Genomic DNA, 13588 nt, shown 5'->3' on the forward strand with positions numbered 1-13588 from the left:
TGGCACTGGCCCAGCGCGTTCTCTTCAGTAGGCGCGGCGCCCGTCCCATTGCAGTCCGGGCACGTCTGCATGAAGTCGTGTCCGCGCCCACCGCATTCGCGGCATCGCATCTTCCTCATCACTCGCCTCCGTCAGAACCGCAGTGCGCCGGAAGCCCTCAGGACGCCAAAGGCATCCAGGTAGCTGTCGGCCAGTAGTTCCCGACGGACTTCGGCTCCCTCTCGGTAAACCAAGGTCAACCCTTCGGGAGGGATCTCAAAGCTGAAGTCTTCAAACTCGCCGGCCATGGCACGCGCAAACAACGCGGTCTCGATGGGAGGTCGAGTACGGAAGAAGTCGCGATGCGCGCTCACCGAATGCAACGCGCGTGCATGTGCGTCGCTCGCGGTGGGCGCCTCCAGCAGCCGCGCGATGAACCGGTCGGGCTGGACCAACGTCCGATAATCCACGAATCCCCAGCTTGCGGCGACCGCGTCGACTTGCTCGACAAAGCGAAGGAGCTTTGCGATGTCAGAGTGGAGAAACTCCGCCGCGTACCGATTCATTCGGCCCGAGGGCTTGCTTTCGATGTAAGCCTCAGCCCTCTCGTACTCATCCAGCAACTGGGCCACTTCGGGCGGCGCCGGCAACTTGAAGTCCGCGCGAGAGACGGTGCCAGGAGGCGCCTCCTCCTCCGACTTCGATCCCCGGCTCGGTGGAGTGAACATCACCCTGTAGCCAAAGGGAAGCAGTTCGTCTTGACGCGCTTCGATCAACCGCTGGAGGCTAGTGAGCCGTGCGTCGACGCGACGAGTGAACGCGCCATCCTCATCAATGGCCCTTAGTGCATCGGCCTTGTTGAACGGAAGCAAGATTGCCCCATACATCGCCATGGAGGCGACGTGCATAGGGTCCGAGATGGAGAACTCCGCAGGCCCAGGTAGCGGGTGAGGTGATCGCCGCAGCATCAGGCTTCGCCCCGGGGATCCGGCCTGGAGGAAATAGAAGTCATCCAGTCCGTATGCGAGCGCATCGGTACTGAAACCGTCGTTGAAATCGAAAGGCAGTGTGGATTTAGACATGGCGCACCTCATTTTTGACGCGTGTGTTAACACCTCTACGCGTGTGCGTAGAGGAACGCGGCTGGAGCGTGCTGTCCATTTCTCGAGCCGGCGCTCGAGGGGCCTGCCTTTTCTGACCCTAGGCAGGACCAGTTTAATCGAAGGCGGCGAATCGGACGCCTCCGACTTAAGTGCCAACCACGCCTAGCACCCGCACCCAATGTCTGACCTCTGATTGAAGGCTGCAGTGCTTCAGTTTCTAGATCTTGAAGGGGGTTGCTACGCTGACGAGCTTGCCGAGCTCGCGTGCAGGGCATCGAACAGGCTCGATGCGCTGAGTAGTGCTGAATACCTCGCTCTGACAGCACTGGTCAACCTGTCCAGAAGGAAGTGAACTCTCTGTCCAGAACCGCCCGCTCTACGCAAGCTCGGCGTGCTGCGCACGCAGCGGTTGGAAGCTCGGCCCGCCCGTGCTCGGGAGTGGCTGGCCAGTCTCCTTCACGCTGCGCGTGAACGGGCCCGCCTGGCGAACTGACCGTTTCTGATCGGCTGCGCTTCGCGCGTATAGGCCAGATCGCCACCCTCGCACCCGCCACGCCCGGAGCCGGGCCGCTGAACTTCGAACCGCTGCGCGGAAGCGTGACGAGCCTGCAGCTCGTGAACCTTGTGCCCTCCGGGCTGCGGCGCCTCGGATTGATCGACCGACGGGATGGAGCGCATGCCCGGATCTTCCGCCAGCGCTGTCCGGGTTCAGCGCGTGGGCGCGCTGTGCGCTCCCTCCGGGGCGTCCTGCGGACGCGTCAGGCCGGTGGCCTGTCCCCGGCGCTTCGCAAGGTGCTTTCGCGGCATAAAGCCGCGCCTGTCCGAGGGTCGGGGCCAGGCGGCAAGCCGTCCGGGCCGGGCCCCTAGGCAGGCGCTGTTTATTCCACGGTCACCTTGGCGCCCCGATCAACGCCGGCGGCAGCTCCGGGCATGCGCTGTCCCACCACCTGGCATCGGCGCAGGGCGGGTCTCCCAGAGCCCGTCGCCAGTTCTTCGGAGCGACGCCATGCTTTCCGTGCATCCATCCCTTCCCGTTGACACCGTACTTCTTGGTGATTGCCGAACCGTGCTCGCCGGCCTGCCTGGTGACTCGGTGGACTTCTGCCTCACCGACCCACCCTACCTCGTCAACTACCGTGACCGGTCGGGCCGCTCGCTGGCTGGTGACCGCGTCGGCGACTGGTTGAAGCCGGCCTTCGCCGAGGTGCACCGGCTGCTCAAGCGCGACAGCGTCTGCGTGAGCTTCTATGGCTGGACGAAGGTGGATGAGTTCGTGTCCGCCTGGCGCGCCGTCGGCTTCCGCCTGAGCGGGCATCTCACTTTCCCGAAGCGCTACACCTCGTCCAGCGGCCTGGTGCGCTATCAGCACGAATCGGCCTTCGTGCTGGCGAAGGGCTCGCCGCGGCCGCCGGATTACCTGCTCGGCGACGTGATCGACTGGGTCTACAGCACGAACCAGTTCCACCCGACGCAGAAGCCCGTGCAGGTGCTGATGCCGCTGATCGAGAGCTTCTGTCCAGTGGGCGGCGTGGTGCTGGACCCATTCGCCGGCAGCGCGTCAACGCTGGTGGCTGCGCGGCTGACAGGGCGCCACGGCATGGGATGCGAGCTGGAGGCGCGCATGCAGTCGGTTGCCAACGCCCGCCTGGCTCGCATGCGGCAACTCATGCTGCACACGCTCGGCGTGGATGCCGTGTCGCTGGCAGCCGCGGCTTGAGGGGGATGGCCATGAACCCGTTGTCATCCGATGTGGTGGCCGAGCTTCGGCTGCGGCTTCACGACTTCATGCTGGGATTCGCGCGTATGGATGCCACCGGCATGGCCCGTCTGGACCGGCCGGACTGGGCGCTGGCCGCTCGGATCGAGCAACTGCGACGCCATCCCCTCGTGTCCACTTTGGACGACGAGGTGCTGGCGGCCATCGCATGCCATGCGCTCGATCCGAATGTCGAGGCACGCTACTTGGTAGCCCGGCTGCGCGAGTCGGAGGAGGAGGCCAGGCTCGAGGCGAGGGCGGAGACGTCCGCGCGCATGTCTGCCGCTGCGGCGCCCGCCGTGATTGATGCGCCGCGCCGAGTCGACTTGCCCCCGACGGTCATCGACATGATGGAGGAGACGGTCGCTTTGATCGCTCGCAAGCAACTCGGCTTCCTGGTGCTTCATGCCCGGAACTCCGACAGCCTGGACTTCAGGGATTGCAGCGTGTGGAGTGTTCGCGACGCGTTGATCGAAGCGTACGAGGAGGGCTGGCACGCTGCAGCGTGATCTGTGCAGCTGCGGGCAGCCGGGTTCCCAGACGTAAGGCGGGCTGCCCGCATCTCCTTGCAACAGAGCTGGCTGCATGGGGAGGGTGGTCCTGTCGGCTGCGATATCGCGGCCCTCCCGTGACCGGGGACCGCGGCTTGCTTCCTTCACGCTGTGCGTGAACGAGCCGCTCGGCGGACAGGCGGGCCTGCGGCTGCGCCTCGGCTGTCTGACCGCTCCCCGCCCACCCGCCACGCCCGATGCCGGGCCGCGACAAGCCCAAGGCCCGCGAGTTGTGGCGGTGACAATGTAGCTCGGCCGACCGGATGCCAATGCCTGGTGCTCTCGTCAGGAGGTCAGAGCGTGAGTCTGGTGACCCGAGGGCAGTGGTCGCTGGTCAGGATCACCTGCGCGTCTTTCTGGTCGATCTTGAGCTTCTTCGAGGAGAGGGGAGCAGTCTGCCGAGACTTCAATGCCTCGCTGATCAGGATGTGGTCCAGACCCACGAAGCCCTTGCAGTCGGGTGACTCGGCCAGTGGCACCTGAAACAGGGCCGATGGCCGACCATCCGACAGCTCCTGCCAGAGGAAGCGGGAAGTGACTTCGCCTTCAGGTCCTGTCCGGTTCGGCGATGCGGGATCGGTGTGGTCCTTGCGAACGTCCGTTGCTGCCAGCTTCTGGGCGGCCTCCTCGTCCACACGCCGGTTGAAGTCACCGAGAAGCACGAACAGCGGAGACGCGGTGGCCACGATGTCGACCCAGTTTTCCAGCGGTGCGACCTGGCGGTTGAGCACCTGACAGGCAGCGCGGTCGTCCGTCAGTTCATTCCCCTTGAAGGCCGGACTGTCGATGAGGTTGGCGCAACCGGACTTGAGGTGCACGTTCATCAACGTGACCGTCTCCTTGCCGATCGTCAGCGAGAGCGCGAGGCCGGGGCGCAGGTAGCGCAAGGAAGCGGCGGCTTTGGTGTCCTCCTTGATTGCAAGGCTAGGCTCCGGCTTGCACGCGCCAGGCTTGGAGGAGACGGACCGGCGCCATGCGAATCCGACGGTCTGGAACGCCGTGTGGGGTGCGACGCATGCGTCGAAGTCGGCCGCGTGGCTGCCGAGGATGTCCTTGATGGCTGCCTCGGATCGCACCTCCTGGAAGGCGATCACATCGATGCCCTGGTCGCGAATGAGCCCGTTCACGGTGTTGCGCAGGCCTTCAAGCTTTTCAGTGTGAACCGAAGGCGGCCCCTTCTTCCACTTTGATGCGGTGAGCCGGTAGGCATTGCACGGCGCGACGAGCATTGCCTTGGCAGCCCCACCGGATGCCGCGTCGAAGTCGGCCTGGCACTGCTTGGCGCGCGCGTCCTCTTCCGGAGTGGGTGCTGTCGCACCTCTGGGGATCCTGGCGCGCGTGTCACACCAGTTCACGGCCGGGGTCGTGCAGACGCGGATGTGTTCGCTGAAGTCCGCTTCCGTGCCCGCCCATGCGATGTTGAACGAGGCGACGCCGAGTTCGGCGGCGTGGCCGCACAAGGTCAGACTGGCGAGCGATGCTCCCAGTACAGCTTGCCATCTGCGCATAGATCCTCCGGGTACTGGGCGTTGTGTCCGCGCGGATGATATGGCTGCGCGGCGACACCTCGGCGCGGGTTGCGCCGGGCCTGCTCGGCACCACCGCGAGAGCCCTTCGCATGGCGTGCTGCGCACGCGTGGATTGGATGGGGCGGCCCGCCCGTGCGAGGGGCTCGCGAGCCAATTTCCTTCACGCTGTGCGTGAACAGGCCCACTTGGCGAACTGGCCGGACTTGATCGGCTGCGCTTCGCGCGCGACCGGCCAGATCGCCACCCCTCGCACCCGCCATGCCCGGAGCCGGGCCGCGAATGCCGGACCTGCTCGCAGCGGCTCGACCATCGCGCCAGTCGCTGCGCTTGGTGTCACGCCGTTCGCGGAGTCGCCGCTACTCGGGCAATGCGGGCGACTTCGCTGCAACCGCTGCGCCAGCCGAGCCGGCACATCGGCTGCGGCGCTTCGGCGCCCGAGGGGCAGCCTGTGCGTCGGTCGTCCCACCGCGCTCCCCCCACAACCCCCGTCCCTGGGTGAGGGGGACTTGTGGGGGGATCTCGATGCGGTGAGCCGGGAAACCGGCGCACTGCTTCGGCTGCGTTCAAACCCGACCCCATCCCCCACCCCTTCCCGCCGGAAGGGGCCATGCCCACCCCCCGCCCGCCCGTGGGCGGGGGCGAGGAGAGCCGAGCGAGAGGATCAGTTTTCAGGAACCCAGGAAGGGGGCCGGCTGGTCTCTCACGCAAGGAGAGTGGCTATGGCCAACATTCAAGTCTTCCAGCGGCATGCGCATCTGGCGGGGCCTGTACGCATCGAGTTCGTCGATGGCAGTGCAGGGCGCATCACGAAGGGCACGCTGACCGCGATCAGCAACGCAGTACGCGGGTCCGGTGACGCACGCGAGCAGCACCCGACGGCCGTGCAGTGGACCCTCTGGGGCGCGCTGGCCGAGAACGCGGCGGCGTACCTGGACCGGGGCTCGCACGTGAACATCGTCGGGCGGATGCGCAGCAACGTCTACGAGAAGGACGGCCAGACGGTCTACGGCTGGGACTTCACCGCCGAGGAAGTCGACTTCCTGGACAGCCGGGGAGAAGCTCAGGCGCGGCGCGATGGCGGCAAGCCCAAGCCCGGTGGCAACGCGGACGCACGCCGTCCTGCCCATGCCTGACCCCATCGGGGCGGGCGTCGCACGAACGCGCTGTCCGCCCTTCGAACTCACCAACGATCGAAGGAATCCGTCATGTACTCGACCCATCCCACGCTTGCCGCCCGCTTTGCAGGCGGTTCCACTCGCACCCTGCGCAGCGAGAACCCGCTTGACGAGGACCAGATGCGCGCTGCCGCGCCTTCCATCTTTGCCGAGGGAAAACATGCCAGCCGCTCGGCTCGCTACACCTACATCCCGACCATCGACGTGCTGCGCGGTCTGCGCAAGGAGGGGTTCGAGCCCTTCATGGTTGCCCAGGGCGCCAGCCGGGTGGAAGGCAAGACCGAGTTCACGAAGCACATGATCCGCATGCGCCATGCCGGGCAGGTGCAGACCAAGCCCGAGGCCAACGAGATCATCCTGATCAACTCGCACGATGGAGCCAGCTCGTACCAAATGCTAGCGGGGATGTTTCGGTTCGTGTGCTGCAACGGGTTGGTCATCGGGGACGTGGTGGAGGACATCCGCATCCCTCATCGCGGCGATGTTCGGGGTGACGTCATCGAAGGCGCGTTCAGGGTGCTCGATGAGTTCGAAACGGTCGAGGCCCATGCCGAGGGCATGAAGGCGCTGCAACTGGACTCACGCGAACAGACCGCCTTCGCAACGGCCGCCTTGGCGCTTCGATTCGGTGAACACGTCATCGAGCAAACCGGCGGGCACCGTCCGGCGCCGATCACTGCAGACCAACTGATCCAGGCGCGCCGCGTCGAGGACCGTGGCAACAGCCTGTGGACGACGTTCCAACGCGTGCAGGAGAACGTGATTCAGGGTGGTCAGCCAGGCCGCACCGCACAGGGGCGGCGTATGCGCACGCGGCCGGTAGGCAGCATCGACAGGGGCGTGAGCCTGAACCGCGCGTTGTGGATGCTGGCCGAAGAGATGCGCAAGCTGAAGGCTTGATCGCCCCCCGGCGTGCGCTGGACTCGGCCCCCGAATCCAGCGCATTGGCCAGCCTGATCCGGCCCGACCATGGGCCCGTCCTCCGTCCGCTGGAGACGATCATGACCAACACTACTTTGGAGCAGCTTGCCGGCTTCGCCGTGCGCGCGCAGAAGGCCACCGCAGAAGGCGGCCAGGCCTTCGCGCGGCTGCTAAAACTCGCCGAGGGCAGCGACACTGGCCAGGCGCGCCGCGTGGCGGCGTTCGTTGCTTCCACCTACAACGGCCGCCGCTACCCTTTCGACCTGTTCGAACTCCGAGCAGTCGACGCGCAGATTGGCGACGACATGCTGCTGTGCCTGGACGCGTTGCGCTGGGCACGCGCTGACCTCTACCGGCTGGTTCCTGATGGAGAAATGCGGGTGCGCGCCGTCATTCAGGACTGGGGACTGCGCGCGTGGCTCCGACTGAGGCTGCAGGGCCAGGGAAGGTTCTGCCGACTTCGAGGGAGCCCGCAGTCATCGACGTGTTTTATCCTTGCATGGGATGGAGAACACCAAGGATGATTTGAGCGAGGAGCCCGCAGTGCAGCCGCAAATGCTGCGGGAGGAGCAGGCTGCCAAGACCATCAGCGACCTAGATGATCTGGTTCAGGCGGTGCTGAAGTCGTTGCCGTCTTCCAAGCCCTGGCAGCGGCAGTTGCATGCGTACCTCAATGACATCGACCGCTTGACGCAGGTGCTGCGGATGACGGTGGCGATGAACAGGCCGGCAGGCGAGGTGGGCGACGCTGCGCAAGACCTGCGCACTGCGCTGCGCGTTGCGCAGCGATATGTTGGTACGGGTCGAGCGGACTTTGGGACCAAAGCAGCGGTAGGAATTGCCTGCGAACTCGGCGTCAGGATCGATGCCACGCTAAGCGCGTAGCGCCACCGAGGGCCCCTTGGGGGCTCAGTGCGTGAGCAAGTAGGCGGTGAACGCGCAGCTGACCAGCGACGTGCCGATCGCAGTGGCTGCGTATGACCACCATCGAACTCGGGTCCGTTGTTGAGCCTTGTCCATCGCAGCCGTCACTTGGCGCAGTGTGGCGGACAACTCCGTACGAAACAGCTCGTGCGCCGCCGCCTGGATCGCTCTGGTCTGGGCATCGACCGTGCTTCGCGCCATCTCGTCGGCCTTGCGCGCAATGTGCTTGACTGCATGGGTGCTCGCCGCGCCGGCGATAGCCGCGATGTGTGCTTCCGTCTTCGCCGCCCGCTCCTCAAGACCGACGCCTGCCCGGGTGACTGCGTCGCACTGCTCTTGCAAGGCCGGTAGCAACGTGTCCACCCGATTGAGCAGTGCGGCGACCTCTCCCAGCAGTTCCGCGATCAGAGCTTCCCGCGCGCTGGAGGTCATGGTCATTCGGCTGCCCGGCTGGCCTTGGGTCTAGACGGCTTGGCTTCCTGACTCAGCCGCAGCGCGACGAAGCAGTCGTCCAACTCCGGCACTACGCCGAGCGCCAGACGGCGTGTGGCCAGACGCTGCGCCAGAGTGACCTTCTCCGCCTGGCCGGCTGCGGCTGAGATGGCGGCCTTGTAGTCGGTGTCATCGGCTACGAGTGCAGCTAGGTCGGCGCCGGATCGGCGAACGCGACCGTAGATTTCGTTGGCGGTCATCCGGCAGGCAGGGTCTGCGTGCGCGACAGGATGCGCTGTAAGGAACGCCAGCAACGGTTCGAACTCACGCGCGAAGTCGTTGGTCTCATCCACCATGTTGAACAAGACGTGAATCTTGGACGTGGGTATGCCGAGCCTTGCGAGCTCAATGAGCGTGGCGACGGTGTCCTGCTGCTGCTTCAACGCAGGAACGGTCGGCACGATGAAGTGATCGAAGTCGGTGTGGCTGCCGCGGTAGCGCTTCATGGCCGCGAGCAACTCCTCGACGTTGCTCGCGCCAATGTCGACGATCACGTTGTCGGCGACCTGCAGGTACTCCTGCAGCGCGTCGAACTGCCGGCCGCGCAGCGACTGCGTTTCGCCTTCCTCGGCGTTGATGCTCTCGATGGCGACCACCTCGGCCTCAGGAATTCGAGGCTTCAGCAGATGCCTGGCAACGGTGGACTTCCCGACGTTGCCCGAGAAATTGATGATGGCTACTTTCATCGCACGTCCTTTCTGAGGAGTGGGTTGTTGACCCGGGACTCGAAGAACGCCTCGGCGACCTCCTTGCCGGACTGGTGCAGCGACGTGTGGGCGACGTCGCCTGCGAGATGAGGCTGCGCGACGGCATGCGCTGCGGTGGTCACTGCCTGCGCAGACAGCTGTTCGACGCTGACCGTTGCTACGGGTTCCTGCCGCTGTTTCGGCTGCTGTGCGGCTGATGACGGGCAGCGTGCGGCCTCGCGCTGCACAGTGCTCTTGCTCACCACGACGCCGGCTTCTGCCAGCGTCTCGCGAATGGTTTCGAGGGAGTAGCCCTGCGCGTGAAGGCTGCGGATCTGGTGGCCGTACCTGCGCGCCTTGCGCGAACGCTGGCCAGGCGGCTGCGTGGGCAGCAGTTCGCCCGACGGCTCTTGCGCCAGCGATGCTCCAGTCGATGAGTTCCTCGCGCCGGCTTCGGAGCCGGGCTGATCCGCCTTTGCGTCGCATCGGTTCACTTTTGACCCACTTTCGACCCGGCTCAGGTTCGCTTCCGGTTCACTTCGACCCAGAGATGGCCCGAAGACGGTTCACTTGGACCCGCCTGACCTGATGTTCGGCGCGCCGCAGGCCTTGGAGGCTGCGGCATTTGAGGTCTGAATCCAGCGGCCATGAGGCCGTGGATCAGGCCAATACTGGGTTCATGGGTGAGTGCAGAGATAGGCGGCCTGCCGCCGATTTCACAAGCGCTCCGCGCACCTCCTTTCTGCCGGCTTATGAGCACCTCTACGCATGCCTTCGTCACCGTCGATATGCAAGGCCTGAAGGCCCCGCTGGTGGCGTGTGCAGCGCAACACCGGGTCAGCATCTCGGTGGTCGTGCGCAAAGCTGTGGCGGTTGAGCTCGGTGAGCCCGGCGTAGAGGAGGGCGCACCGGCGGAGTCATTGAGCAACGAACCGAGCGCGGATGGCTGGATCAAGCTCTCCATCCGTATGCGCCGCGAAGAGGCTGACCGGCTTGCAGCTGGCGCTCGCGCGGCGAAGCTATCGCGAGGCGCCTATCTGGCGGGCCTTGTCGAGGGCGTACCGGTGCTGTTGGCCGGTGGCGGTCGGCCCGAGCAAATCGTTGCGCTCACAAGTTCCTGCGCAGAACTGTCGACCCTCAGTCGCAGCCTCCACCAACTGATGAGGTTGCTGCGCGCGGGCGATGTCCAGCAGGCTCTGGTGTACCGAGAGCTGCTTGATCGTCTGGATGGCGACGTCCGTGAGCATCTCCGGGTTGCCTCGCAGGCGCTCGCAGACCTACTGCCCAGTCGTCGGCCCGCGCGTTCAGCCCATGTCCAGAAGGCGCAGCGGAGGAAGTCATGGCGACAGGTGTGAACATCGACGGCGTCCTGGTCACGTGGGGGGACAGGCTCTTCTACACCGGCAATCGCATGGTGAAGGGGAACGCTCCGCCCAAGCTGACCGGCGACGCGCTTCACCGCCGAGCGGCTGATGTTCGCAGGCGCATCGCCGCAACAGTGCGGCGCGCGCCGCAGGTGATGGTGAAGGTCACCGGGGGAGGCCGCAGCATGCGAGCAATCGCTGCACACTTCCGCTACATCAGCAAGAATGGCCGCCTGGACATCGAGGACGACTGTGGAGAAATCATCAACGGTGCGCAAGCGGTTCGCGAGCTGGCTGACGACTGGCGATTCAGCGGCGGGCTGATTCCTGAGGATGCCGAACCCAGTGGTCGACGCGAGGCGTTCAACATCATGCTGTCGATGCCGCGAGGTACGGATCCGCTGACCGTTCAGCGTGCGGCGCGAGAGTTTGCACAGGCTGAACTGGCCGGCCACAAGTACGTCATGGTGCTGCACGATCACCAAGCAAACCCTCACGTACACATCAGCGTCCGGGCGGAGTCAAGAAGCGGAAGACGACTGAATCCTCGTAAAGCCGATTTGGCCCGATGGCGCGAAACCTTTGCTGAAAAGCTTCGAGGCCTTGGAATCGACGCTGAAGCGACCAGGCGGCTGACGCGTGGAAACCTGATGCGTGGCGACCCGCTATGGCGCCTGAGAGCCGGACAGGAAGGTCGACTCAGAAGTGGACTCGGCGTTGGCGCTGCCGGTTCCCGCAAGTCAAACTCAAGGGTTGCGGAGGCCTGGGGGCATATCGCTCGAGCTCTGACGAGCTCTCAAGACCCACGGGACGCGAGGCTGGCGGTGGAGATCAGCCAGTTCTTGGACCCGATGCCGCGCAGTGGTCGGCAGCACGCTCTTCCACCTATCGTTCAGCGAACGCGCTCAATCGATCACTCGCCGCGTCGTTGAGCGCTTCGCCGCTTCAGGCCCCAAGAGAGTTCCAAGCGGTATTCTGCTCAACGACTTTTTGAACTTCGGGCACGTACCACTGATAGAACTCTGCCGCTGACCATGGGCGATTGTCGCTGTACCGCGAGACAAGCTCGTTGAAACCGCCGTTGCGAACTTCGTCCAGCAAATCAAGCTGGCCGAGTGCTTCAATGGCCTCTTCTGCGCGCGACTCCTCGGGGTTCAGCAGCCGGTTGGCCAGTTCGCCGTCGAAGATGAACAGATCGACAAATCTCCGCGTCAGAAAGCGACGAACGTTAGACGGTGGAGTCCAGCCTGCATTGAAGCCTCCGACGTCAGGCGACTGCGTTGTGTAGCTCGTTTGGCCGAAGTCAAAGTCAAGCGTGAGTTCGAGTTTCAGGGCGCGATCGTCGATGCGGAGCTCAACTGAGAACTTGCCTGTGCTGTTGGAGTCACCGGCACGTCGAAACTCGCCGATTCGAGCCGGCCCCCAGTCCTTGGCTTCACCGGTGAGCGTGGCCTTAAGCAAGTTGAGCGTCGTGGTCTTTCCCGTGCCGTTCGGCATCTGGATCAGTGCGACCTTGGGAACCGTGTTCTCCCGTTTGAACGACACCTCCATGTCCGGGCATCTGAATCCCTGCGACCTCCAACCGATGATCTCGATCTTCATAGCTGGTCTGCCAAGGAGCCGGGTGGGGGAACCACAGCTTGGACAAGAAGGTTGATGCCCAGCATCTGCCCCTCTTCGCTCGCACCCCTCGCGCTCAGGTCGTCCAACATCGCCAGGAGTTGTTTCTCAAGGCTTAACGGCTGGCAGTGGCACGTAATCGAACTCGACCAGGATGCCCTTGCGAATCGCGTCTTCCAACCCGAACTCGAAAACGACGCGCCCAATCTCGGATTCGATGAAAGCCGTCCCTTCTTCGTCGTACTCACGCTCCGGCGTGGCGGACAAGCCGAGCACGTAACCAAAACGAGCGTGCTTGCCGGCCAGGTCACGGCGGGACTGAGGAGCCCCCAGGCCGTGCACTTCGTCATGCACGACCAGCGTTCGGGCGGCCTGAGCTGGGGGCAGTCCGTTCATGAAATTCCCAACCCGCTCCCGGGACACGATCAGCACTGCGTCCTGCGGCTTCATCGTGAACGACATTCCCTCGTGGCGCGTTCCGAAGTGTTGGCGCCGACCGAAAATTGACCCACCTACAGCGATAGTGCCGATCCAAATTTGACCCGGGTGTTCGACCTACCCTGCCTCTTTCTTGAGCAGGGGGAAGGAGTGATCACCATGGCCATGATTGGCAAGGTCAAGCGGATGCATTTCCGCGAGAAGAAGTCTGTTCGAGAGATCGTGCGGCTGACGAGTTTGTCGCGCAACACGGTGCGCAAATGGTTGAAGGAGGCGGTGCTGGAGGCGCCTAGCTACCGGCGCGGCGAGATGCCGGGCAAGCTCATGCCGTTCCACGAGTCGCTCAAGCGAGCCCTCAAGGTGGACGCGCACCGCCCGAGGCACGAGCGGCGCACGGCGCGGGCCCTGCATGAGCAGATCAAGCTGGAGGGCTACGGCGGGGGCTATAGCCGAGTTACCGACTTCATCCGGGCCTGGCGCCAGGGTGAGGGCCAGTCCATATCCACCAAGGCCTTCGTGCCCCTGGTCTTTGAGCTGGGCGAGGCCTTCCAGTTCGATTGGAGCGAAGAGGGGCTGGTGGTGGGCGGCATCTACTACCGCATGCAGGTCTCGCACCTGAAGCTGTGTGCGTCGAAGGCCTTCTGGCTGGTGGCCTACCCCAGCCAAGGCCACGAGATGCTGTTCGACGCGCACACCCGCTCGTTCGCGGCGCTGGGCGGCGTGGCCCGGCGCGGCATCTACGACAACATGAAGACGGCGGTCGACAAGGTCAAGAAGGGCAAGGGCCGCGTCGTCAACAAGCGCTTCGCCGTGATGTGCGCACACTACCTGTTCGATGCCGACTTCTGCAACGTCGCCTCGGGCTGGGAGAAGGGTGTCGTCGAGAAGAACGTACAGGACAGCCGCCGGCGCATCTGGATCGACGCGGCCAAGCTCAAGTTCGGCAGCTTCGTCGAACTCAACGCCTGGCTGGGCGACCGGTGTCGCGCCCTGTGGGACGAGGTCCGCCACCCCGAGCACGACCAGTTCAGCGTGGCCGAGATGCTCGAG

General features: G+C 64.7%; 16 protein-coding genes. 9 read left to right on the plus strand and 7 right to left on the minus strand.

The window, feature by feature from the left end; all coding sequences use genetic code 11:
- Positions 1-131: 131 nt before the first annotated feature.
- Complete coding sequence (locus tag ACT6S0_RS00580) at positions 132-1061, minus strand: hypothetical protein (RefSeq protein ID WP_310333277.1); 930 nt, start codon at positions 1059-1061, stop codon at positions 132-134.
- 1027 nt (positions 1062-2088) lie between these two features.
- Between ACT6S0_RS00580 and ACT6S0_RS00585 the strand changes: the two genes are divergently transcribed.
- On the plus strand, positions 2089-2799 hold the full coding sequence (locus tag ACT6S0_RS00585) for a DNA methyltransferase (protein WP_444761971.1): 711 nt from the start codon (positions 2089-2091) through the stop codon (positions 2797-2799).
- 11 nt (positions 2800-2810) lie between these two features.
- On the plus strand, positions 2811-3347 hold the full coding sequence (locus tag ACT6S0_RS00590; protein WP_444761972.1) for a DUF6900 domain-containing protein: 537 nt from the start codon (positions 2811-2813) through the stop codon (positions 3345-3347).
- Positions 3348-3682: 335 nt separating this feature from the next.
- Here ACT6S0_RS00590 and ACT6S0_RS00595 read toward each other — a convergent pair whose 3' ends face one another.
- On the minus strand, positions 3683-4897 hold the full coding sequence (locus ACT6S0_RS00595) for a hypothetical protein (protein ID WP_444761973.1): 1215 nt from the start codon (positions 4895-4897) through the stop codon (positions 3683-3685).
- Between the two features lie 740 nt (positions 4898-5637).
- Here ACT6S0_RS00595 and ACT6S0_RS00600 point away from each other — a divergent pair.
- From ACT6S0_RS00600 to ACT6S0_RS00615, 4 genes are all read left to right on the plus strand, one after another.
- Positions 5638-6051, plus strand: a complete 414-nt coding sequence (locus tag ACT6S0_RS00600) for a single-stranded DNA-binding protein (RefSeq protein WP_444761974.1) — start codon at positions 5638-5640, stop codon at positions 6049-6051.
- 72 nt (positions 6052-6123) lie between these two features.
- Positions 6124-6993, plus strand: coding sequence for a DUF932 domain-containing protein (locus tag ACT6S0_RS00605; protein WP_444761975.1), 870 nt, complete (start codon positions 6124-6126; stop codon positions 6991-6993).
- A 101-nt stretch (positions 6994-7094) separates the two neighbouring features.
- Positions 7095-7538, plus strand: coding sequence for a DUF7673 family protein (locus ACT6S0_RS00610; protein WP_444761976.1), 444 nt, complete (start codon positions 7095-7097; stop codon positions 7536-7538).
- The gene (locus tag ACT6S0_RS00615) at positions 7519-7899 is read left to right on the plus strand and encodes a hypothetical protein (protein WP_444761977.1); all 381 of its coding nucleotides are present in this window, start codon (positions 7519-7521) and stop codon (positions 7897-7899) included. Before ACT6S0_RS00610 ends, ACT6S0_RS00615 begins: the two co-directional genes overlap by 20 nt.
- Positions 7900-7923: 24 nt before the next feature.
- Here the strand turns inward: ACT6S0_RS00615 and ACT6S0_RS00620 are convergent, their stop codons facing one another.
- From ACT6S0_RS00620 to ACT6S0_RS00630, 3 genes are read right to left on the minus strand one after another with little or no spacing between them, the layout of a single operon-like run.
- Complete coding sequence (locus tag ACT6S0_RS00620) at positions 7924-8376, minus strand: hypothetical protein (RefSeq protein WP_444761978.1); 453 nt, start codon at positions 8374-8376, stop codon at positions 7924-7926.
- The gene (stbB, locus tag ACT6S0_RS00625; RefSeq protein WP_444761979.1) at positions 8373-9116 is read right to left on the minus strand and encodes a StbB family protein; all 744 of its coding nucleotides are present in this window, start codon (positions 9114-9116) and stop codon (positions 8373-8375) included. Before stbB ends, ACT6S0_RS00620 begins: the two co-directional genes overlap by 4 nt.
- Positions 9113-9610, minus strand: coding sequence for a hypothetical protein (locus ACT6S0_RS00630; RefSeq protein ID WP_444761980.1), 498 nt, complete (start codon positions 9608-9610; stop codon positions 9113-9115). Before ACT6S0_RS00630 ends, stbB begins: the two co-directional genes overlap by 4 nt.
- Positions 9611-9868: 258 nt before the next feature.
- Here ACT6S0_RS00630 and ACT6S0_RS00635 point away from each other — a divergent pair, with 258 nt between their 5' ends.
- The gene (locus ACT6S0_RS00635; RefSeq protein ID WP_444761981.1) at positions 9869-10471 is read left to right on the plus strand and encodes a hypothetical protein; all 603 of its coding nucleotides are present in this window, start codon (positions 9869-9871) and stop codon (positions 10469-10471) included.
- Entirely contained in the window at positions 10468-11412 is a 945-nt protein-coding gene (locus ACT6S0_RS00640; protein WP_444761982.1) for a relaxase/mobilization nuclease domain-containing protein, read from the plus strand. Before ACT6S0_RS00635 ends, ACT6S0_RS00640 begins: the two co-directional genes overlap by 4 nt.
- Positions 11413-11425: 13 nt before the next feature.
- Here the strand turns inward: ACT6S0_RS00640 and ACT6S0_RS00645 are convergent, their stop codons facing one another.
- Positions 11426-12082 carry an AAA family ATPase gene (locus ACT6S0_RS00645; RefSeq protein ID WP_444761983.1) on the minus strand — a complete coding sequence of 219 codons (657 nt, stop codon included), beginning with the start codon at positions 12080-12082 and terminating at the stop codon, positions 11426-11428.
- A gap of 126 nt (positions 12083-12208) precedes the next feature.
- Positions 12209-12550 carry a hypothetical protein gene (locus tag ACT6S0_RS00650; RefSeq protein ID WP_444761984.1) on the minus strand — a complete coding sequence of 114 codons (342 nt, stop codon included), beginning with the start codon at positions 12548-12550 and terminating at the stop codon, positions 12209-12211.
- A 147-nt stretch (positions 12551-12697) separates the two neighbouring features.
- Here ACT6S0_RS00650 and istA point away from each other — a divergent pair.
- A partial coding sequence (gene istA, locus ACT6S0_RS00655) for an IS21 family transposase (RefSeq protein WP_444761985.1) occupies positions 12698-13588 on the plus strand: 891 nt, incomplete at its 3' end.

The sequence above is a fragment of the Roseateles sp. genome (genome assembly GCF_052436255.1).
Taxonomy (GTDB): Bacteria; Pseudomonadota; Gammaproteobacteria; order Burkholderiales; family Burkholderiaceae_C; genus Pelomonas.

Excerpts from the sequence above, each read along its gene's own strand:
- ACT6S0_RS00580 (WP_310333277.1), bottom strand. The coding sequence starts at position 1,061 with ATGTCTAAATCCACACTGCCTTTCGATTTCAACGACGGTTTCAGTACC.
- ACT6S0_RS00585 (WP_444761971.1), top strand. The coding sequence starts at position 2,089 with ATGCTTTCCGTGCATCCATCCCTTCCCGTTGACACCGTACTTCTTGGT.
- ACT6S0_RS00590 (WP_444761972.1), top strand. The coding sequence starts at position 2,811 with ATGAACCCGTTGTCATCCGATGTGGTGGCCGAGCTTCGGCTGCGGCTT.
- ACT6S0_RS00595 (WP_444761973.1), bottom strand. The coding sequence starts at position 4,897 with ATGCGCAGATGGCAAGCTGTACTGGGAGCATCGCTCGCCAGTCTGACC.
- ACT6S0_RS00600 (WP_444761974.1), top strand. The coding sequence starts at position 5,638 with ATGGCCAACATTCAAGTCTTCCAGCGGCATGCGCATCTGGCGGGGCCT.
- ACT6S0_RS00605 (WP_444761975.1), top strand. The coding sequence starts at position 6,124 with ATGTACTCGACCCATCCCACGCTTGCCGCCCGCTTTGCAGGCGGTTCC.
- ACT6S0_RS00610 (WP_444761976.1), top strand. The coding sequence starts at position 7,095 with ATGACCAACACTACTTTGGAGCAGCTTGCCGGCTTCGCCGTGCGCGCG.
- ACT6S0_RS00615 (WP_444761977.1), top strand. The coding sequence starts at position 7,519 with ATGGAGAACACCAAGGATGATTTGAGCGAGGAGCCCGCAGTGCAGCCG.
- ACT6S0_RS00620 (WP_444761978.1), bottom strand. The coding sequence starts at position 8,376 with ATGACCATGACCTCCAGCGCGCGGGAAGCTCTGATCGCGGAACTGCTG.
- stbB (WP_444761979.1), bottom strand. The coding sequence starts at position 9,116 with ATGAAAGTAGCCATCATCAATTTCTCGGGCAACGTCGGGAAGTCCACC.
- ACT6S0_RS00635 (WP_444761981.1), top strand. The coding sequence starts at position 9,869 with ATGAGCACCTCTACGCATGCCTTCGTCACCGTCGATATGCAAGGCCTG.
- ACT6S0_RS00645 (WP_444761983.1), bottom strand. The coding sequence starts at position 12,082 with ATGAAGATCGAGATCATCGGTTGGAGGTCGCAGGGATTCAGATGCCCG.
- ACT6S0_RS00650 (WP_444761984.1), bottom strand. The coding sequence starts at position 12,550 with ATGAAGCCGCAGGACGCAGTGCTGATCGTGTCCCGGGAGCGGGTTGGG.